This is a genomic window from Methylobacterium sp. 275MFSha3.1, from assembly GCF_900108435.1.
In the GTDB taxonomy this organism is placed as follows: Bacteria; Pseudomonadota; Alphaproteobacteria; order Rhizobiales; family Beijerinckiaceae; genus Methylobacterium.
In genome coordinates this window covers 25,514-43,815 of sequence record NZ_FNWP01000030.1, presented here as the reverse complement: position 1 = coordinate 43,815, position 18,302 = coordinate 25,514, and the positions used below count along the sequence as shown (strand labels likewise).

Annotated in this window: 16 protein-coding genes and 1 tRNA gene; 9 read left to right on the top strand and 8 right to left on the bottom strand. The window is 72.7% G+C overall.

Annotated features, from left to right (window positions below; all coding sequences use genetic code 11):
• Positions 1–92 precede the first annotated feature (92 nt).
• Positions 93–1,610, top strand: a complete 1,518-nt coding sequence (locus BLW78_RS26745; RefSeq protein WP_020095582.1) for a malonate--CoA ligase — start codon at positions 93–95, stop codon at positions 1,608–1,610.
• Between the two features lie 170 nt (positions 1,611–1,780).
• Here the strand turns inward: BLW78_RS26745 and BLW78_RS26740 are convergent, their stop codons facing one another.
• From BLW78_RS26740 to BLW78_RS26725, 4 genes are all read right to left on the bottom strand, one after another.
• A complete protein-coding gene (locus tag BLW78_RS26740) occupies positions 1,781–2,593 on the bottom strand; it encodes a hypothetical protein (protein WP_091683147.1) in 813 nt (270 codons plus the stop codon).
• Positions 2,594–2,712: 119 nt separating this feature from the next.
• Positions 2,713–3,084 (bottom strand): DUF3618 domain-containing protein, encoded by a 372-nt coding sequence (locus BLW78_RS26735; protein WP_020095580.1) that lies wholly within the window; start codon positions 3,082–3,084, stop codon positions 2,713–2,715.
• Positions 3,085–3,089: 5 nt separating this feature from the next.
• Positions 3,090–3,539: a phage holin family protein gene (locus tag BLW78_RS26730; protein WP_170855257.1), complete on the bottom strand. Its 450-nt coding sequence runs from the start codon at positions 3,537–3,539 to the stop codon at positions 3,090–3,092.
• A 4-nt stretch (positions 3,540–3,543) separates the two neighbouring features.
• Positions 3,544–4,089 (bottom strand): hypothetical protein, encoded by a 546-nt coding sequence (locus BLW78_RS26725; RefSeq protein WP_082557795.1) that lies wholly within the window; start codon positions 4,087–4,089, stop codon positions 3,544–3,546.
• Positions 4,090–4,610: 521 nt separating this feature from the next.
• Here BLW78_RS26725 and BLW78_RS26720 point away from each other — a divergent pair.
• Positions 4,611–6,032: an alpha,alpha-trehalose-phosphate synthase (UDP-forming) gene (locus BLW78_RS26720; RefSeq protein WP_091683166.1), complete on the top strand. Its 1,422-nt coding sequence runs from the start codon at positions 4,611–4,613 to the stop codon at positions 6,030–6,032.
• A 54-nt stretch (positions 6,033–6,086) separates the two neighbouring features.
• On the top strand, positions 6,087–8,210 hold the full coding sequence (gene glgX, locus BLW78_RS26715; RefSeq protein ID WP_091683145.1) for a glycogen debranching protein GlgX: 2,124 nt from the start codon (positions 6,087–6,089) through the stop codon (positions 8,208–8,210).
• Between the two features lie 45 nt (positions 8,211–8,255).
• Here the strand turns inward: glgX and BLW78_RS26710 are convergent, their stop codons facing one another.
• Both BLW78_RS26710 and BLW78_RS26705 read right to left on the bottom strand, forming a co-directional pair.
• Positions 8,256–9,200 carry a ribose-phosphate pyrophosphokinase gene (locus BLW78_RS26710; protein ID WP_012318471.1) on the bottom strand — a complete coding sequence of 315 codons (945 nt, stop codon included), beginning with the start codon at positions 9,198–9,200 and terminating at the stop codon, positions 8,256–8,258.
• A 226-nt stretch (positions 9,201–9,426) separates the two neighbouring features.
• Positions 9,427–9,663 (bottom strand): DUF4170 domain-containing protein, encoded by a 237-nt coding sequence (locus tag BLW78_RS26705; protein WP_020095575.1) that lies wholly within the window; start codon positions 9,661–9,663, stop codon positions 9,427–9,429.
• A gap of 184 nt (positions 9,664–9,847) precedes the next feature.
• On the opposite strand from BLW78_RS26705, the gene BLW78_RS26700 reads away from it, so the two are divergent.
• On the top strand, positions 9,848–10,243 hold the full coding sequence (locus tag BLW78_RS26700; RefSeq protein ID WP_056524642.1) for a hypothetical protein: 396 nt from the start codon (positions 9,848–9,850) through the stop codon (positions 10,241–10,243).
• Between the two features lie 22 nt (positions 10,244–10,265).
• Here BLW78_RS26700 and BLW78_RS26695 read toward each other — a convergent pair whose 3' ends face one another.
• Positions 10,266–10,526 (bottom strand): hypothetical protein, encoded by a 261-nt coding sequence (locus BLW78_RS26695; RefSeq protein ID WP_091683143.1) that lies wholly within the window; start codon positions 10,524–10,526, stop codon positions 10,266–10,268.
• 210 nt (positions 10,527–10,736) lie between these two features.
• A tRNA-Sec gene (locus tag BLW78_RS26690) sits at positions 10,737–10,829 on the bottom strand.
• A gap of 131 nt (positions 10,830–10,960) precedes the next feature.
• Here BLW78_RS26690 and BLW78_RS26685 point away from each other — a divergent pair.
• The 5 genes from BLW78_RS26685 (at position 10,961) to BLW78_RS26665 (ending at position 18,222) form a co-directional block, all read left to right on the top strand.
• Positions 10,961–13,426 (top strand): sensor histidine kinase NtrY-like, encoded by a 2,466-nt coding sequence (locus BLW78_RS26685; RefSeq protein WP_091683142.1) that lies wholly within the window; start codon positions 10,961–10,963, stop codon positions 13,424–13,426.
• The gene (locus tag BLW78_RS26680) at positions 13,423–14,787 is read left to right on the top strand and encodes a nitrogen assimilation response regulator NtrX (RefSeq protein ID WP_020095571.1); all 1,365 of its coding nucleotides are present in this window, start codon (positions 13,423–13,425) and stop codon (positions 14,785–14,787) included. Before BLW78_RS26685 ends, BLW78_RS26680 begins: the two co-directional genes overlap by 4 nt.
• 196 nt (positions 14,788–14,983) lie before the next feature.
• Positions 14,984–15,235, top strand: a complete 252-nt coding sequence (hfq, locus tag BLW78_RS26675) for an RNA chaperone Hfq (protein WP_007563033.1) — start codon at positions 14,984–14,986, stop codon at positions 15,233–15,235.
• 249 nt (positions 15,236–15,484) lie between these two features.
• Positions 15,485–16,897 (top strand): GTPase HflX, encoded by a 1,413-nt coding sequence (gene hflX, locus BLW78_RS26670; RefSeq protein WP_020095570.1) that lies wholly within the window; start codon positions 15,485–15,487, stop codon positions 16,895–16,897.
• Positions 16,897–18,222: an adenylate/guanylate cyclase domain-containing protein gene (locus BLW78_RS26665; protein ID WP_020095569.1), complete on the top strand. Its 1,326-nt coding sequence runs from the start codon at positions 16,897–16,899 to the stop codon at positions 18,220–18,222. The genes hflX and BLW78_RS26665 overlap by 1 nt, the downstream gene beginning before the upstream one ends.
• Positions 18,223–18,302: the final 80 nt, after the last annotated feature.

Sequence of the window (18,302 nt, the reverse complement as noted above, 5' to 3'; positions counted from 1 at the left end):
GGACGACGCGCCGCCGGAAAGGGCTCGCCGAGGGGGCCTCCGGGCGGCTATGGGTGCGCGCGACCCATAGCCCGTGATAGCCCAGCCTCACGATGACGAACCACCTCTTCTCCCTGGTGCGGGACGGCGCCGCCGATCCCGCCAAGACCGTGATCGAGACGCCGGACGGGCGCCGCTACGCGTACGCGGACCTGATCGCCCGCTCCGGCGCCTACGCGGCGGCCCTGCGGGCGGCGGGCGTCGCACCCGGCGACCGGGTGGCCGTGCAGGTCGAGAAGAGCCCCGAGGTGATCTTCCTGTATCTCGGCGCGGTCCGGGCCGGCGCCGTGTTCCTGCCGCTCAACACCGCCTACACCCCGGCGGAGATCGGCTACTTCCTCGGCGACGCCGAGCCGACCGTGTTCGTCTGCGACCCGGGCCGGCGCGACGCGCTCGCCGAGGCCGCCGCCGGCGTCCGACAGGTCTGGACCCTCGACGCGGCGGGCGGCGGCAGCGCCGCGGAGGCCGCTGACCGGGCCGCCGATGCGGGGGCCGCCTTCGCGGACGTGCCCCGCGGTCCGGAGGATCTCGCGGCGATCCTCTACACCTCGGGCACGACCGGGCGCTCCAAGGGCGCCATGCTGACCCACGACAACCTCGCGTCGAATGCCCGGACGCTGGTCGCGTACTGGCGCTTCACCGCCGACGACGTGCTGATCCACGCCCTGCCGGTGTTCCACACCCACGGCCTGTTCGTGGCGACCAACACGGTGCTGGCGAGCGGCGGCTCCATGCTGTTCCTGCCCCGGCTCGACCCGAAGCTGATCCTGAGCCTGATGCCGCGGGCGACCGCCCTAATGGGCGTCCCGACCTTCTACACCCGGCTCCTCAAGGAGCCGGGCCTGACGCCGGAGGCGGCCCGGGGCATGCGCCTGTTCGTGTCGGGCTCGGCGCCGCTGCTCGCCGAGACGCACCGGGAATGGCAGGCCCGCACGGGTCACGCCATCCTCGAGCGCTACGGCATGACCGAGACCAACATGAGCACCTCGAACCCCTACGCGGGGGACCGGGTCGCCGGCACGGTGGGCTTCCCCCTGCCGGGCGTGTCCCTGCGGGTGGTCGATCCCGAGACCGGCGCGGCCCTCGGGCCCGACGCGGTCGGCATGATCGAGGTGAAGGGCCCGAACGTGTTCCAGGGCTACTGGCGCATGCCCGAGAAGACCGCCGCCGAGTTCCGGGCCGACGGGTTCTTCATCACCGGCGACCTCGGCAAGGTCGACGGCCGGGGCTACGTCCACATCGTCGGGCGCGGCAAGGACCTGATCATCTCGGGGGGCTTCAACGTCTACCCGAAGGAGGTCGAGACCGAGATCGACGCCCTGCCGGGCGTGGTCGAATCCGCCGTGATCGGCCTGGCGCACCCGGATTTCGGCGAGGCCGTCACCGCCGTGGTGGTGGGCGGCGCCGGCTGCCCGGACGAGGCCGGCGTGCAGGCCGCCCTGGAGGGGCGCCTCGCCCGGTTCAAGTGCCCCAAGCGCGTCCTGTTCGTGGACGAGCTGCCGCGCAACACGATGGGCAAGGTCCAGAAGAATCTGCTCCGCGAGGCGCATGCGGGGCTGTACCGGGACTGACGCGCCGTCCTGTCAGAAGGGTCGACGGAGCGAGGATCCGGCCACCGCGTCGCTGCGAGCGGAGCAATCCAGGCGGCGCCACGCTGCTCGACGTCGCGCAACTCCGGGGCACGTCGCCTCGCCCGGGATGACGGCGCCGAGGCCCCCACGGAGGGGCCCCGGCCACCGAATCAGAGATTGTGCTGCGTGCGCTCGCCAGCGGGCGGCGTGTGGCTCTCCGGATCGACCACCTTGCGGGCGGCGGCGTTGAGGTTGTCCGGGTCGAGGGCGGTCTGGACGAACTCGCGGCCGATATTGGTCACCTCGCGGGCGTAGCGCAGGCCCTGGTCGCGGACCTCGTCGGCCCAGGGACCGATGCTCCGGTCCTCCTGGCGGGTGCGCGGCAGCAGCGCGCCGAGGAGCAGGCCCGCGGCCACGCCGACGACGCCGACGAGGAGCGGGTTGTCGTCCACGAAGCGCTCGACGGCGGTGCGCCCGCGGTTGATCCCCTCGATCCCCTGGTTGGTCAGGTCGTCCAGCGCCCGCATGTTGCGGCGATGGAGGGCGCCGGCCCGCTCCCGGGCCTCGTCGTAGGCCGCGGTGGCGCGGTCGCGCGCCTGATCGGCCGCCCCGCCGAGGCGGTCGTTGATGTCGTCGGCGAGGCCCGAGACAGTGCGGCGCGCCTGCCCGGCGAACTCGGTGGCCCGGTCGCCCGCCGCCCGGATGCCGTCCTTCGCGGCCGAAGCGGCGTCCTGGGCTGCGTCCTGGGCAGTGTCACGGGCGGCGTCGTGCGAGCCCGTCGCCGCGCCGGGCCGGAGCGGGTCGTGCAGGCCGCGCGGATCCGGCCGGAGGGTGAAGTCGCCCGCGGCGGTGCCGGGCGCGCCCGGGTCGCCGAGGCCGGCCGGATCCGGCCGCAGGCTCTTGTCGTCGGCGCCGTGCGGCATCCCCGCCGCGGCGGCGAGCTGCTCGGGGGTGCTGGAGGGGATACCCGGCTTGTCGGTCATGGCGCTGTCCTCAGATGTCGGTCTCGCCGGCCCGCCTTCGGCGCCGGTCTGCCCGGTCGTCCGGCCGGGCGGCACGGTGTCTCGTCCCGGACCCGGCCGGATCCGGCCGGACCCGGTCCTCAGATCTCGGTCGTGTCCAGCGGATCGCGGGCCGGGCGGACCGTCGGGCGGTCGGGGTCGTAGCCGCGGGCCGCGCCGGTGTTCAGGGTGGGCACGCGCTCGGCCGAGACCTCGGTGCGGCGGCGCTGGGCGTCGCGGGCCATCCGGTTGAACAGCAGGCCGACGCCCGCCGCGATCAGCAGCACCGGCACGGGATTGCGGCGCACCGCCTCCAGGGCCGAATCGTAGGTCGTGTTCAGCGCCGGCACCCGCCGGGCATTGCCCAGCATCTCGTCCACGAGATTCGGCACCGAGAGCCGGCCCTGGATGCGGTCGATCGTGTCGTCGAGCCGGGCGCGGCTCTCCTCGATCTCCTTCTCGAGGTCGTTCATCGTACTCATCCGGACACGCGCTCCGAGAGGGCTTGGGCATCCTGGCGGACCTGGCGCGTCGTGCGCTTCGGGGCCAGGGTCGAGAGGGAGAGGACGCTGCGCGCCCACAGGGCCATCCCGAGGGCGAGGAGCAGCAGAACGCCGCCGACGATCAGGGCCGAGAGCCACTCGGAGCCTACGATGGTGGCGAGCCACTTCACGAAGGCGCCGATCAGGACCAGCAGGGCGACCACGGCGAACACCGCCGAGCCGACCATGCAGGCGAGGCCGACGATGAGCTGGCGGACGTTGCCGGCCATCTCGGCCCGGAACAGCGCGATCTCCTTGCGGGCGAGCTCGTTGGTCTCCCGCAGGGCGTCGCCGATCAGGCTCTGGATGCTGGAGGGGCCCGTGGCTGGGCCCGTGGAGGAACCCGTGGAGGGGCCCGCCTGGCGCGGGTCGGAGCCGTAGGTCATGGCGTCAGGCCCGGAAGCTGTCGCGGGCGTCGCCGTCCGGCGCCTCCGGCGGCAGGCTGGACGACTTGATGAAGCGGGCGGCGATCAGGCCGGCCACGAAGGTCCCCACAGCGACCGCCACCGGCGCGCGCCGGGCGAAGGACTCGGCCTCGCTGTAGAACTCGCCGAGGCTGCGGCGCTCGATCGAGGAGCCGAGTTGCTCCAGCCCGTCCGCGGCGCTGTCGAAGAAGGCGCGGACGTTCGGCTTGTCGCCGAGATCGCGGCCGGAATTGCGGATCGTCTGCGCCAGGTCGTGGACCGATTGCGCGGCGTCGCTCTTGCGCTGCTCGACGTAGCTCTGCGCCTGCAGCCGGGCCGCGTCGAGCAGACCGCGCCCGCGCTCGGCCGCCACGTCGGCGAGCCCCTCGACGTCGCCCTGGAGGGCCCGCCACTGCGCGCGCTCCTCCGCGGCGGTGTGGGGCGCGTCGTGCGGCGCGGCGTGCGGCCCCTCGCGGTGCGGATCCGCGATCGGATCCGCGGGGGTGCCTTGCGGTAACTCGTTGCCGGCCATCTCGAAAACACTCCTCGCGGCGCGGGGACGGGGCCGCTCGCGGCGACCGCGGGCCCCGCGATGGCTGAGTAACCGACTCGGCTGTCGCGGGTTCCGGTCCCTGTGCGCCCTTCCGATGCGTGCGCGGGGTCCAGCGCGACGGGCGGCACCGCTCACGCGCCGTTCAGGCAAGATCTGCCAGAACCGCCACGCTTGTACAACGCTCGCATGGGGCGCCCGACCGGGGCGCCCGACCGGGGCGCCCGACCGGGGCGCCCGACCGGGGCGCCCGACCGGGGCGCCCGACCGGGGCGCCCGACCGGGGCGCCCGACCGGGGCGCCCGACCGGGACGGAGCGGCCGCCCTGTCCCGGAACGGCAGGGCCTCGACTTGACCCGCGCCCGGCTTCACGCTTGGGTTGCGGGACGACCGACAAAGGATCGCGCAGGGCCTCCGCGCGTTCTGACATAATAGTGACGTCCCGATGCAGGCGCGGCGAGATCCTCGACCCGACCCGCGCCCCTGATCCGGAGCCGACCCGCGTGGCACGCCTTGTGATCGTATCGAACCGCGTCGCCGTCCCGGAGGAGGGCGGCAAGGCGGTGGCGGCGGGCGGCCTCGCCGTCGCGGTCAAGGAGGCCTTCACGGCCTACGAAGGTCTGTGGTTCGGCTGGAGCGGCACCATCACGGACGAGCCGTCCGAGGAGCCGACGCTGATCGACCGGGGCCGGGTCCAGTACGCCGTCGTCGACCTCTCGTCGCAGGATCACCTGGAATACTACGCCGGCTTCGCGAATCGCGCCCTGTGGCCGATCATGCATTACCGGCTCGGGCTCGGCGCCTTCTCGCGCTCGGACTATGCCGGCTACAGCCGCGTGAACCGGACCTTCGCGCGGGCGCTGGCCAAGCTGGTCGAGCCCGACGACATCATCTGGGTCCACGATTACCACCTGCTGCCGCTCGCCGCCGAGCTGCGCGGACTCGGGCTCGACAACCCGATCGGCTACTTCCACCACATCCCCTGGCCCGCCGCCGACGTGTTCAACTCGCTGCCGGCGAGCGGCGAGCTCCTGCGCGCCATCGTCGACTACGACCTGATCGGCCTGCAGACCGAGGCGGACGTCCAGAACCTGCAGCGCAACCTCGTCGATACCCAGCGGGCGATCCCGCTCGGCGGCGGCTCGCTGATGGTCGACGGCCGCCGGACCCGGATCCGCGCCTTCCCGATCGGCATCGACGTCGCGGGCTTCAAGGAGGCCGCCGAGAAGGCCAATTCCAACAAGGTCGTGCGCGAGACCATCGCGGGCCTGCGCACCCGCAAGCTGCTGATCGGCGTCGACCGGCTCGACTATTCCAAGGGCGTGCCCGAGCGGATGGAGGCGGTGGAGAGCTTCTTCGCCTCGAATCCCGACCAGCGCGGCAACGTCACCTACATCCAGATCACGCCGAAATCCCGCAGCGAGGTGCCGGAATACGAGCAGCTCGCCCGCGAGGTGAACGAGAAGGTCGGCGAGATCAACGGCTCGCTCGGCGACCCGGCCTGGACGCCGATCCAGTACATCACCAAGGCCTATCCGCGGCCCGTGCTGGCCGGCCTCTACCGGGCCGCCCGGGTCGGGCTCGTCACGCCGATGCGCGACGGCATGAACCTCGTCGCCAAGGAGTACGTCGTCGCCCAGAGCGAGGACGATCCGGGGGTGCTGGTCCTGTCGAAATTCGCCGGCGCCGCCCGGCAGCTGCCCGAGGCGCTGCTGATCAACCCCTACGACCGGTTCGAGGTCGCCGAGGCGATCCGCGCGGCCCTCTACATGCCGAAGGCCGAGCGGCTGGCGCGCTGGAAGCCGATGGTCGAGCGCATGACCCGCGAGGACGTCGACTGGTGGGCGCGCAACTTCCTGGCGGAGCTCGAGAACTTCCGCACGGTCGAGCGCGAGCCGCCCACCGCCGCCGCGGCCGCCGAATAGCCGGCGCCTCCCGCTGCTCCCGCCCGCCGCCATCCGTGTGACCGGACGCCCCGCATGATCGCCGTCGACGACGGGGTGCCGGCACCGCTCGGCGCCCATTTCGACGGGCGCGGCGTCAACTTCGCCCTGTTCTCCGAGCACGCCACCGCGGTCGACATCTGCCTGTTCGAGCCGGGGGAGCGGCACGAGACCCGCACGGTGCGGCTGCCCTGCCGGACCGACGACGTCTGGCACGGCTACCTGCGCGGCGTGCTGCCGGGCCAGCTCTACGGCTACCGGGTGCACGGCCCCTGGGACCCGGCGGCGGGCCACCGGTTCAACGCCTCGAAGCTCGTCCTCGACCCCTACGCGCGGGAGATCCGCGGCCGGATCCGCTGGCACGACGCGCTCTACGGCCACCGCCGGGGCGGCGGGCGCGAGGACCGGATCGACCGGCGCGACAGCGCGGTCTACATGCCGCGCTGCGTGGTCACCGCGCCGGAGGTGCCCGACCTCGCCCTCAACCCGGTCCGCCGGCCGCTCGCCGAGACGGTGGTGTACGAGGCGCACGTCAAGGCGCTGACCCGCACCCATCCCGACATTCCCGAGGCGGAGCGCGGCACCTACGGGGCGCTCGCCCACCCGGCGATCATCGAGCACCTCGTCAAGCTCGGCGTCACCGCCCTGGAGCTGCTGCCGATCCAGGCCTTCGCGGACGACCGCTTCCTGGTGGAGAAGGGGCTCGTCAATTTCTGGGGCTATCAGCCCCTGGGCTACTTCGCCCCGGAGCCGCGCTACCTGGGGGAGGGCGGCCTCGGCGGCCTGAAGGCGGCGATCCGGGAGCTGAACGCCGCCGGGATCGAGACTTGGCTCGACGTGGTCTACAACCACACCGCCGAGGGCGACCATACCGGCCCGACCCTGTCGTTCCGCGGCATCGACAACGCCAGCTACTACAAGCTCGACCCCGCCGACCCGCGCCGCAACCGCGACTGCACCGGCTGCGGCAACACCTTCGACGCGAGCCACCCGCGGGTGATGCAGCTCGTGCTCGATTCGCTGCGCCACTGGGTCACCGCCTACGGCATCGCGGGCTTCCGCTTCGACCTCGCCTCGAGCCTCGGGCGCGCGCCCTTCGCCTTCACCCCGCAGGCGGCGTTCTTCCAGGCCGTGGCGCAGGACCCAGTGCTGGCGCGGGTCAAGATGGTGGCCGAGCCGTGGGATGTCGGGGAGGGCGGCTACCAGCTCGGCGGCTACCCGCGCGGCTGGAGCGAGTGGAACGACAAGTTCCGCGACGCCGCCCGGGGCTTCTGGAAGGGCGATTCCGCCACGCTCGCCAAGGTCACGCAGGGGCTGACCGGCTCGCGCGAGGTGTTCGCCCCGTCCGGGCGCTCGCCGCTGGCCAGCGTCAACTTCATCGCCAGCCACGACGGCTACACGCTCGCCGACACGGTGTCGTACGAGGAGAAGCACAACGAGGCCAACGGCGAGGACAACCGCGACGGCCATAACCACAACGTCAGCCGCAACTACGGCGTCGAGGGCGACACCGACGACGCGGCGATCCTGGCGCTCCGCGCCCGCCAGAAGCGCAACATGCTGGCGACGGTGATGCTGGCCCAGGGCGTCCCGATGCTGCTCATGGGCGACGAGCGCTCCCGCAGCCAGGGCGGCAACAACAACGCCTACGCCCAGGACAACCCGACGAGCTGGATGGACTGGAGCGTCGATCCGGATCCGGCCCTCACGGACTTCGTGGCCAACCTGCTGGCCCTGCGCCGGGCCCAACCGGCCCTGCGGCGGCGGCGCTTCTTCACGGGCGCGCTGATCGACCCCGACGAGCCCCTGCGCGACGTGCACTGGCTCTCCCCCGAGGGCATCGAGATGGAGGTCCGGCACTGGTCCGACGACGGGCTCCAGGTGTTCGGCATGCAGATCGGCAACGACGGCGACCCGGGCGAGCGCCTGCTGATGCTGTTCAATGCCGGGGCGGAGGCCGTCAGCTTCCGCCTCGCCCCGGTGATCGGCGGCCCGTGGACGCCGGCCTTCGACACGGGCGAGCCCGCGGGCGCCCGCGCCCCCGGCGCGCCGGCGATCGCGGCCGGGACCGCCGTGCCGCTGCCGGGCCGCACGGTCCTGGTGCTCACCGCGCCGGGCACCGAGACCGGCAACCGGGGCGGCTGGGTGCCGGGCCGGTAGGGGCGGGGCGCCTCAGGACCGGCCAGAATCGGCCGGACGGCGCCGTCAGTCGAACAGGCTGGAGACGCTGGATTCGGTCGCGGTCCGGCCGATCGCCTCGCCGAGCAGCGGCGCGATCGTCGCCACCCGGATGTTGCGGGCGAGCTTGACGGCCTGCGTCGGCTGGATCGAGTCGGTGATCACCAGCTCCTTCATCCGCGAGGCGGCGATGCGCGAGACCGCGCCGCCCGACAGCACGCCGTGCGTGATGTAGGCCGAGACGTCCTTGGCACCGGCGTTGAGCAGGGCCTCGGCGGCGTTGACCAGGGTGCCGCCCGAATCGACGATGTCGTCCACGAGGATGCAGGAGCGGCCCTCGACCTCGCCGATGATGTTCATCACCTCGGACTCGCCGGGGCGCTCGCGGCGCTTGTCGACGATGGCCAGCGGGCAGTCGATCCGCTTGGCGATGGCGCGCGCCCGGACCACGCCGCCGACGTCCGGCGAGACCACCATCCGGTCGGCGCTCGGCAGCCGCTCCTTGATGTCGCGCACCATCACGGGGGCGGCGAACAGGTTGTCGGTGGGGATGTCGAAGAAGCCCTGGATCTGGCCGGCGTGGAGGTCGAGGGTCAGGACGCGGTCGGCGCCCGCCTCCGTGATCAGGTTCGCCACCAGCTTGGCCGAGATCGGGGTGCGGCCGGAGGTGCGCCGGTCCTGCCGCGCGTAGCCGAAATACGGGATCACCGCCGTGATGCGCCGGGCCGAGGACCGGCGCGCGGCGTCGATCATGATCAGCAGCTCCATCAGGTGGTCGTTCGCCGGGAACGAGGTCGACTGGACGATGAACACGTCCTCGCCGCGCACGTTCTCCTGGAGCTCGACGAAGATCTCCATGTCGGCGAAGCGCCGGACCATGCACTTGGCGAGCGGCAATTCGAGATAGGCCGCGATCGCCTCGGCCAGGGGCCGGCTGGCATTCCCGGCGATGATCTTGATCGAGGATTTCATGGGCGGCCGCTCGCTCGCGGCCGGACCTCCCGCCGCTCTTGTTCAGACCGGTCTCCCGAGGAGCCGGAACGATCCGATGACGGGCGAGGCTCTTAGCAGCGGGCCGGAAGTGTCACAATGCCTTCACGGCCGCGCCCTCACCGCGCTCTTACCCCGCTCTCACCGCGGACGCGCGCGGCGGACCCGGCCCCGGACCCGGGTTCGGATCCCCGCGCGCCCGGTCCCCTCAGGGGGCCGGCGGCTCCAGCAGCCGGTGCAGGTGCACCACGAAGTAGCGCGTCTGCGCGCTGTCGACGGTGGCCTGGGCCTTGGCCCGCCACGCGGCCTGGGCGGTGGCGTAGTCCGGGAAGATGCCGACGATGTCGAGGTTCTTGATGTCCCGGAACCGGACCCCGTCGAGATCCTGCAATTCACCGCCGAAGACCAAGTGCAGTCTCTGGTCGCTGTCGATTTCCGTCGTCATGGCCCGTCCTCCGTTCCTGCGCGGCGCTCGCAAATGGCGGGCCCGCGGTCAAGCCTGAACATCCGCAGGCGAGCCCCCAATCCGCCGCAGGTCTGCGGCGGCCGGGCGAGGGGGCCGGCCGGGGGGCTGAGCGTAGCGGCGCGGTGGATGCGCAACACCGGACGCGCCGTGCTACGAGCGGCCCATGACACGCCGCCTCCTCCCCGACGCCGTCCTCGTCGCGCTGGCCCTCGGCCTCGGCGCGGCGCCGGTCCAGGCCCAGCAGGCGCCCCGCGCGCCCCGCCCCGACAGGAGCGTCCCGGACCGGCGGGCCGGGCCGCCGGTGATCGGCTGCCCGTCGCTGGCCAATTACCGCATGCTGATGCGCGACGGTGCGGCGGCGGCCGCGGCGCACTTGGCCGACCCCAAGGCGGACCATCTCGGCTGCGCGGCGCTGGCGCGCACGGACCTCGCCGGCATCGTCGACAAGGTGACGCTGGGCGGCGCGAGCTACGACTGCGCCGCCGTGCGCGGCACCACGGCCTGCCACTGGATCGCGCCCGGGACGATTCCCGAAGGCCCCGCACCGGCCAAGCGCTGACGGTCGGCCGCGCGGCCCGCGCTCAGCGCAGGTGGCCGCTGGCGCGCAGGTCCCGCTCGACGGCGTCGTGGAGGGCCTGGAGGGGATTGTCGTTGATGGCGGCGGGCGGGTGCAGCGGCGCCATCGGGGCGGGCCGCGCGTCGAGCCCCGGCAGGATCGTGGCCTCGGCGCCCGGCCGACGCGGGGGAAGTCCCACGGGAAGGCGCACGGGCCGGCGCGCCGCGAGGGTTCGCAGCGCCTCGCGGGCGCCGGGCGGGAGGAGCGTGACGAGTCTGTCCAGCATGGCCGGCCTCAGCGCGCGCGGCCGGCCGCGGCCGGCGGGAACGGGACGGTGGCGGCGGATCGGTTCTTCACGCGGGCACCCGTGCGGGATCAATCGCGGGAAACGAGCCGGCACCCCCACAGTTCCGATGAAGCAGTATCGCGAATTTAATCGTACGTGTCGCCTGAATATCGGCGAACACTGGTTCATCGGTTTCGATTGTCTGAAGCGTGGCGGAAGCGGATGGGAATCGAACCCACCGTACGCTGTTGGCGTACCACTGGTTTTGAAGACCAGGAGGGCCACCAGACCCCGTTCGCCTCCGCGACCGGGGGTACGGGCGGGGCGGGGCGCGGTCAAGGCCGCCCGCGTGCGGCGGATCGCGCCGCCGATCCGCCGCCCGGACGCCCGGATTCGTATTAATTCCGCCACACTGTTGTGGCCCTGCACCAGTCATGCCGTTCCTGAGACGCTCACGGACAGAGGAAGGCCCCGCGTCGGTCCCCGAGAGGGGTGCCGACGGGGCGGGCCAGGACGCGGTCCAGCAGGACGCGGGCCAGCAGGACGCTGTCCAGCCGGCCGCGGATCAGCGGGACGCGGGCACGCCCGCGGGCCCCGAGGCGTCCCAGCCGTCCGGCACGCCTCTGGCGGAATCGCTGCGGCCGGGCCCGCGCGGTCCCGGCTGGATCGGCGCCGCCATGGTGATCACCGCCCTGGTCTCGGCGCTCGCGACCTTCCTGATCCTGGCCGGGGTGATCCGGGTGACGCCGACGCCGGCCTACGGCGTGACGCTGCTGGCCATCAACGCCGCCCTGGTGCTCGGCCTCGCGGTCATCATCGCCTGGGAGGCGCGGGTCTTCCTGCACGCCCGCAAGGCCAACGCCGCGGTGGCGCGCCTGCACACCCGCATCGTCGGCCTGTTCTCGCTGATCGCGATCCTGCCGACGATCCTGCTCGCCGTGGTCGCCTCGGTGACGATCGACCGGGGCCTGTCGCTCGGCTTCACCGACCGGGTCCGGGACGTGGTGCTGAAATCCGTGGAGGTGGCCGACGCCTACCAGGAGAACCAGTGCCAGAGCCTCGCCCGCGAGATCCGCATCCTCGCCGACGACCTCACCCGGGCCCGGCCGAACTTCGACGTGAACCGGGACTGGTTCCAGACCTTCCTGACCACCCGGGCGACTAATCTCGGCCTGCCGGTGGCGCAGATCATGCGCGGCCCCACCGAGGTGGTGGCCCGGGCCAAGATCGACGTCCTGAAGACGAACCGCCTGCCCTCGGCGGCGGCCTTCGAGGACGCGGCGAACTCCGCCGATCCGATCTGCCTCCTGCCCACCGAGGGCCGGGTCTTCGCCGCGCTGCTGCGCATGCCGGCCTACGACGACGCCGTGCTGATGGTGCAGCGGGAGGTGAGCCAGCTCGCCATCGAGTTCCCGGGCGTGTCCCGGGCGGCGGCGGCCGAGTACCTCACCTACGATTCGCTGCGCCGCTCGATCCAGATCACCTTCGCGTCGGTGTTCCTGCTGATCGCGCTGATCGCGCTGCTCTCGGCCGTCTGGTTCGGCATGAACTTCGCCAACCGGTTCGTGGCGCCGATCCGGCGGCTGATCAACGCCGCCGACCAGGTGGCGTCGGGCAATTTCTACGCCCAGGTGCCGACCAAGAAGACCAGCGGCGACCTCGCCCACCTGGGCGAGAGCTTCAACAAGATGACCCAGGAGCTGCGCCGCCAGCACGCCGGCCTGATCGCCGCGAGCGACCTGATCGACACCCGCCGCCGCTTCACCGAGGCCGTGCTGTCGGGGGTCTCGCCCGGGGTGATCGGCCTCGACGCGGCGGGCTTCGTCACCATCGCCAACCCCGCCGCCGAGCGGATGCTCGACCTCGCGAGCGACGCCCTGGTCGGCGAGCCGCTGGCCCGCGCGGTGCCGGAGCTCGCGCCGGTGCTGGCCGAGAGCGAGGCGCGCCCGCGCAGCCTGCAGCAGCAGCAGGTCCAGCTCACCCGGTCCCGGGGCGAGCGCACCATCACGGTGCGGGTCACGAGCGAGCAGGCGCAGGGGGCGTCCCGCGGCTCGGTGGTGACGCTCGACGACATCACCGACCTCGTCCAGGCGCAGCGCAGCTCCGCCTGGGGCGACGTGGCGCGCCGCATCGCCCACGAGATCAAGAACCCGCTGACCCCGATCCAGCTCTCCGCCGAGCGGATCCGGCGCAAGTACGGGAAGGTCATCACCGCCGACAAGGAGGTGTTCGACCAGTGCACCGCCACGATCGTGCGCCAGGTGGACGAGATCAAGCGCATGGTCGACGAGTTCTCGGCCTTCGCGCGGATGCCGAAGCCCGCCATCGCGCCGAACGACCTCACCGAGATCGCCAAGCAGAACCTGTTCATGATGCGGGTCGCGCACCCGGACATCGACTTCGCGTTCTCGGCCCAGGGCGGCGCGGGCAGTGCGGAGAAGATCGTGGCGGCCTTCGACATCCGGCTGCTCAGCCAGGTGATCACCAACATCCTCAAGAACGCCGTCGAGGCGGTGGCCGAGGTGCCGGAGGCCGAGCTCGGCAAGGGCAAGATCAGCCTGAACCTCGCCGTCGAGGACGGGTTCGCGGTGATCGCCGTCACCGACAACGGCAAGGGATTCCCGGCCGAGGGGCGCCAGCGCCTGCTCGAGCCCTACATGACCACCCGCGAGGGTGGAACCGGGCTGGGGCTTGCTATCGTCAGCAAGGTGCTCGAGGAGCACGGCGGCGGGATCGAGCTGAACGACAATCCCGCCGGCCGCGGCGGCCAGGTCCGGATGCGGGTCCCGCGCGAGCACGGGCCCGAGCCGGCGGCGGCGGCCCCTGAGACCAGTCCCGTCACGACAGAGGAGAAGGGCGCCGCGCCGACGGCCCCCCGGATCGCGGAGATGCACGTATGAGCGCCGATATCCTGATCGTCGACGACGAGGCCGACATCCGCGACCTCGTCGCCGGGATCCTGGACGACGAGGGCCACCGCTGCCGCACGGCCGGCGGCTCGGACGAGGCGCTCGCCGCCATCGAGGCGCGCCGGCCGCACCTCGTCTTCCTCGACATCTGGCTGCAGGGCTCCCGGCTCGACGGCCTGCAGGTGCTCGACCTGATCAAGGCCGCGAACCCCGACCTGCCGGTGGTGATGATCTCGGGCCACGGCAACATCGAGACCGCGGTCTCGGCCATCAAGGCGGGCGCCTACGACTTCATCGAGAAGCCGTTCAAGGCCGACCGGCTGATCCTGGTGGCCGAGCGGGCGCTGGAGGCCTCCCGGCTCCGGCGCGAGGTCCGCGACCTGACGGCGCGCTCCGGCGCCACCAACCGCATCGTCGGCACGTCGCTCGCCATCAACCAGCTGCGCCAGACCCTCGACCGGGTGGCGCCGACGAACGCCCGGGTGATGATCACCGGGGCGCTGGGCGCCGGCAAGGAGCTCGCGGCGCGCAGCCTGCACAAGGCCTCGGCCCGCTCGAACGGCCCGTTCGTGCTCCTCAACGCGGCGGCGATCCTGCCCGAGACCATGGAGGCCGAGCTGTTCGGGGTCGAGGGCGAGAGCGGCCGGCGGGTCGGCGCCCTGGAGGAGGCCCACGGCGGCACCCTCTACCTCGACGAGGTCGCCGACATGCCGCGGGAGACCCAGAACCGGATCCTGCGCGTCCTCGTCGACCAGAACTTCCAGCGGGTCGGCGGCACGACGCGGGTCCACGTCGATGTCCGCATCATCTCCTCGTCCTCCCGGGACCTTCAGGAGGAAATCGCCGCCGGCCGCTTCCGCGAGGACCTGTTCCACCGCCTGTCGGTGGTGCCGATCCGGGTGCCGGCCCTGTCGGAGCGCCGGGAGGACGTGCCCGAGCTAATCCAGTTCTTCATGGACAACATCTCGTCCCAGACCGGCCTGCCCAAGCGCCGGATCGCCGAGGACGCCATGGCGGTGCTGCAGTCGCACAACTGGCCGGGAAACGTGCGCCAGCTCAAGAACAACGTCGAGCGGCTGATGATCCTGACCCAGGCCGACCCGGAGCAGGAGGTCACCTCGGAGATGCTGCCCTCCGAGATCGGCGCCCTGGTGCCGACGACGCCGGGCGGCGCGGGCGGCGAGAAGCTGATGAGCCTCGCGCTCCGGGAGGCCCGCGAGATCTTCGAGCGCGAGTACCTCGTGGCGCAGATCGCGCGGTTCTCGGGCAACATCTCGCGCACCGCCGAGTTCATCGGCATGGAGCGCTCGGCCTTGCACCGCAAGTTGAAGTCCCTCGGCATCGGCCCGTGAGGCCGCGGCGCCGGGGCGCGCGTTGAGGGCGGGGCCGATCCGTCACGGATCGGCTGGAACGGGGGTTGCTTGCACCCACGCTTTCACGTCGTCATGGTGTTGGTATACACGGCCCTGGACCGGATGATCGGACGATCCGGCCCGCGGCATACTCCTCCCGGACCGAGCGAGCCGGGACAACAAGAAGGCCAAGAAGATGGCGGGCGAACGCGCACAGAACCTTCAGGACACCTTTCTCAACCATGTCCGCAAGAACAAGATTCCGCTGACCATCTTCCTCGTCAACGGCGTCAAGCTGCAGGGCGTGGTGACGTGGTTCGACAATTTCTGCGTGCTGCTGCGCCGGGACGGGCACTCGCAGCTGGTCTACAAGCACGCGATCTCCACGATCATGCCGGGCCACCCGGTGCAGCTGTTCGAGCCGGACGAGACCGCCGAGAAGGCGTGAGGGCCGGCGGCCCCGGCGCCTAGCGGGCCGGAAGCCGGGGATCGGGCGGGTCGGAGGCCCAATGCGCCGCGCGGGCGACGCCGCGCGACCGGCGCGGCCGCGGCGGGGGGAGGGCGGAGACCCCGCCCGCCGACGGATATCTGTGCCCGTTCGCGGCCGGCATCTTGGCCCGGCCCGCCCGCATCCCCATTCTGACACTCCGACCTCTCCAACGAAGCCGTCGCCCGGGGCGGCGGCGCCGAAGGCCGTATGACCGAAACGCTGACGTCCGGCGAAGCCCGCCTCCAGGCGCAGGCCGCCCCCGAGGGCGAGATCGCCGCGGCGACCCACACCCTGGTGATCGGCCCCTACCTCGCGCGCGGCGCGGCGGGGGCCGGCCCCGGACCGGCCGCGCCGTCGCGCTCCGTGGAGGCCCGCCTCGACGAGGCGACCGGGCTCGCCGCCGCGATCGAGCTCGACGTGGTCGAGAGCCTCGCCGTCAGCCTGCCGCGGATCCGGCCCTCCACCTATCTCGGCAAGGGTCGGGTCGAGGAGATCGCCGGCCTGATCCGCGCCCGCGAGATCGGCCTCGTCGTGATGGACTGCGCCCTGTCGCCGGTGCAGCAGCGCAACCTCGAGAAGGCCTGGGGCGCCAAGGTCATCGACCGCACCGGCCTGATCCTGGAGATCTTCGGGCGCCGCGCCTCCACGCGCGAGGGCACGCTGCAGGTCGAGCACGCCCACCTCGCCTACCAGAAGTCCCGCCTCGTCCGCTCCTGGACCCACCTGGAGCGCCAGCGCGGCGGCTTCGGCTTCCTGGGCGGCCCCGGCGAGACCCAGATCGAGGCCGACCGGCGCATGATCCAGGAGCGCATGACCCGGATCGAGCGCGACCTCGACGCGGTGGTGCGCACCCGCGGCCTGCACCGGCAGAGCCGGGCTCGGGTGCCGTACCCGATCGTCGCGCTCGTCGGCTACACGAACGCCGGGAAGTCGAGCCTGTTCAACGCCCTGACCCGGGCCGAGGTCACCGCCAAGGACATGCTGTTTGCGACCCTCGACCCCACCGCGCGGGCGACCAAGCTGCCCCACGGCGAGACCGTGATCCTGTCGGACACGGTGGGCTTCATCTCCGACCTGCCGACGCCCCTGATCGCGGCCTTCCGGGCGACGCTCGAGGACGCCATCGAGGCCGACGTGCTGCTCCACGTGCGGGACGTCGCCCACGTCGATTCCGAGGCCCAGGCCGAGGATGTCGGCGAGGTCCTGCGCGAGCTCGGCATCGAGACCAGCACCGACCGGATCATCGAGGTCTGGAACAAGGCCGACCTGCTCGACGACGACGAGCGCGCGCGGCTCCTGAACCTCAGCGGCCAGGCCAGGGCCCGCAACGACCGCGACAGCGCCGCGCCGGTCCTGGTCTCGGCGGTGACCGGGGAGGGGCTCGCCGCGCTGTCGGCCCGGATCGAGGCGCGGATCGGGCGCAACCGCGCGAGCTTCGCGGTGGCGCTGCCGCCGGAGGACGGGGCGGCGCTGAACTGGCTCTACGAGAACGCCGAGATCCTCGACCGCCGGTCGGAGGCCGACGGCACCCTGCACCTCGCGATCCGGATCGCCCCCGAGAAGGAGCCGCGCTTCCTCAACCGCTTCGCGGCGGCCCGGCGCCTCGGCCGGGGCGGTTGATGGCCTCGGGCAGCGCCGGCAACCCGACGCTCTCCGCGCTGCGGCCCGCGCGGGCTCCTGCCGAGGGCCGGGCGGATCCCGGATCGGACGACGAGGCGGTGCTGCGGACCATGCAGGCCGGCGGCGGCCTGCGCCTGCTCGGCCTCCGGGTGGTGATCGTGCTGGTGCTGCTGATGGCGGCCCAGGCCTATGACGGCTCTCTGCACGCCCTGAGCCACTGGTTCATCCTCGGCCTGTACGGCCTCGGCACGATCTGGTTCGGGCTGCGGGAGCGCGGCGGCGGCCCCGCGGCCACCGTCTACAGCTGGGCCGGCACCGGCCTCAATGCCGGGCTCGCCGTCTACGTGATCATCGAGCACATGCTGGCCGGCGGCGGGGCGGGGCTCGGCGCCGACGCGGTGAGCCGCCTGCCCGCCTTCCTGCTCCTGCTCCAGACCGGCCTGAGCATGCGGGTGGCGCAGACCCTGCTATTCTGCGGGCTCGTCACCGTCTGCTGGAGCGCGGCCTTCCTGGTCGGCCTGATCCATCCGGACCTGTTCCCGAACGCCGACACCTTCCCGACCGCGCAGCTCACCGGGCTCGCCACCTTCATGGCGGCGGGCCTCCTGGTGGTCGACGGCATGGTCCGCCTGCGCGCCGCGGTGGTGCGGGCCCTGCGCATGGAGCACGAGCGGACCCAGCTCGCCCGCTTCGTGCCCGACACGGTCGCCCTCGACCTCGCCGCCGACGACGGCGATTCCGGCCTCGGCATCCACCGGCGCCACGCCTGCCTGATGATCCTCGACATCCGCGGCTTCTCGCGGCTCTCCCGCGAGCACCCGCCCGAGGCCATGGTGACGGCCCTGCTGGGGGTCCGGGCGGCGGCCCAGGCGGCGGTGGCGGAGCAGGGCGGCCTCGTCGACAAGTATATCGGCGACGCGGTGCTGGTGCAGTTCGTCGTCGGCCATCCCGACGTCCAGGCGCGCGCGGCGCTCGCCTGCGCCCTGTCGATCCGCGACCGGATCGCCGCGCTCAACGCGGCCCGCGCCCGGGAGAATCTGTTCCCCCTGCGGGTCGTGGTCGCCCTGCACGCGGGCGACCTGCTGGTCGGGGTCTTCGACGACGGCGTGCGGGCCGAGTACACGGTGCTGGGCCCGGCGATGAACGCCCTGGCGCGGATCGAGACCCAGGCCAAGGCGGCCGAGATCGAGATCGCCGCGTCGGGAGACTTCCTGGACCTGCTCGGCGGCGTGCTCCCGGCCGGGATCCGGGCCGTGCCGGTGCCGGACGCCGCCCTGCCGGAGCACCTCACCCTGTCGGCGATCGCGGTGGCGCCCGGCGCCTGAGACGGATTTCCGGGTGGATCCCGGCGGCGTCTCGGCGGTCTCCCGGCGCCGCAGGGCGCCGGGATCGCGAGGATCGAGGC

What these genes read in the sequence shown, in the direction of transcription:
- BLW78_RS26725 (WP_082557795.1), bottom strand. Translation starts at nt 4,089, where the DNA reads ATGGCCGGCAACGAGTTACCGCAAGGCACCCCCGCGGATCCGATCGCG.
- BLW78_RS26735 (WP_020095580.1), bottom strand. Translation starts at nt 3,084, where the DNA reads ATGAACGACCTCGAGAAGGAGATCGAGGAGAGCCGCGCCCGGCTCGAC.
- BLW78_RS26740 (WP_091683147.1), bottom strand. Translation starts at nt 2,593, where the DNA reads ATGACCGACAAGCCGGGTATCCCCTCCAGCACCCCCGAGCAGCTCGCC.
- BLW78_RS26710 (WP_012318471.1), bottom strand. Translation starts at nt 9,200, where the DNA reads ATGAAATCCTCGATCAAGATCATCGCCGGGAATGCCAGCCGGCCCCTG.
- hflX (WP_020095570.1), top strand. Translation starts at nt 15,485, where the DNA reads ATGACCGAAACGCTGACGTCCGGCGAAGCCCGCCTCCAGGCGCAGGCC.
- BLW78_RS26730 (WP_170855257.1), bottom strand. Translation starts at nt 3,539, where the DNA reads ATGACCTACGGCTCCGACCCGCGCCAGGCGGGCCCCTCCACGGGTTCC.
- BLW78_RS26695 (WP_091683143.1), bottom strand. Translation starts at nt 10,526, where the DNA reads ATGCTGGACAGACTCGTCACGCTCCTCCCGCCCGGCGCCCGCGAGGCG.
- BLW78_RS26705 (WP_020095575.1), bottom strand. Translation starts at nt 9,663, where the DNA reads ATGACGACGGAAATCGACAGCGACCAGAGACTGCACTTGGTCTTCGGC.
- glgX (WP_091683145.1), top strand. Translation starts at nt 6,087, where the DNA reads ATGATCGCCGTCGACGACGGGGTGCCGGCACCGCTCGGCGCCCATTTC.
- BLW78_RS26700 (WP_056524642.1), top strand. Translation starts at nt 9,848, where the DNA reads ATGACACGCCGCCTCCTCCCCGACGCCGTCCTCGTCGCGCTGGCCCTC.
- BLW78_RS26685 (WP_091683142.1), top strand. Translation starts at nt 10,961, where the DNA reads ATGCCGTTCCTGAGACGCTCACGGACAGAGGAAGGCCCCGCGTCGGTC.
- BLW78_RS26745 (WP_020095582.1), top strand. Translation starts at nt 93, where the DNA reads ATGACGAACCACCTCTTCTCCCTGGTGCGGGACGGCGCCGCCGATCCC.
- hfq (WP_007563033.1), top strand. Translation starts at nt 14,984, where the DNA reads ATGGCGGGCGAACGCGCACAGAACCTTCAGGACACCTTTCTCAACCAT.
- BLW78_RS26665 (WP_020095569.1), top strand. Translation starts at nt 16,897, where the DNA reads ATGGCCTCGGGCAGCGCCGGCAACCCGACGCTCTCCGCGCTGCGGCCC.
- BLW78_RS26680 (WP_020095571.1), top strand. Translation starts at nt 13,423, where the DNA reads ATGAGCGCCGATATCCTGATCGTCGACGACGAGGCCGACATCCGCGAC.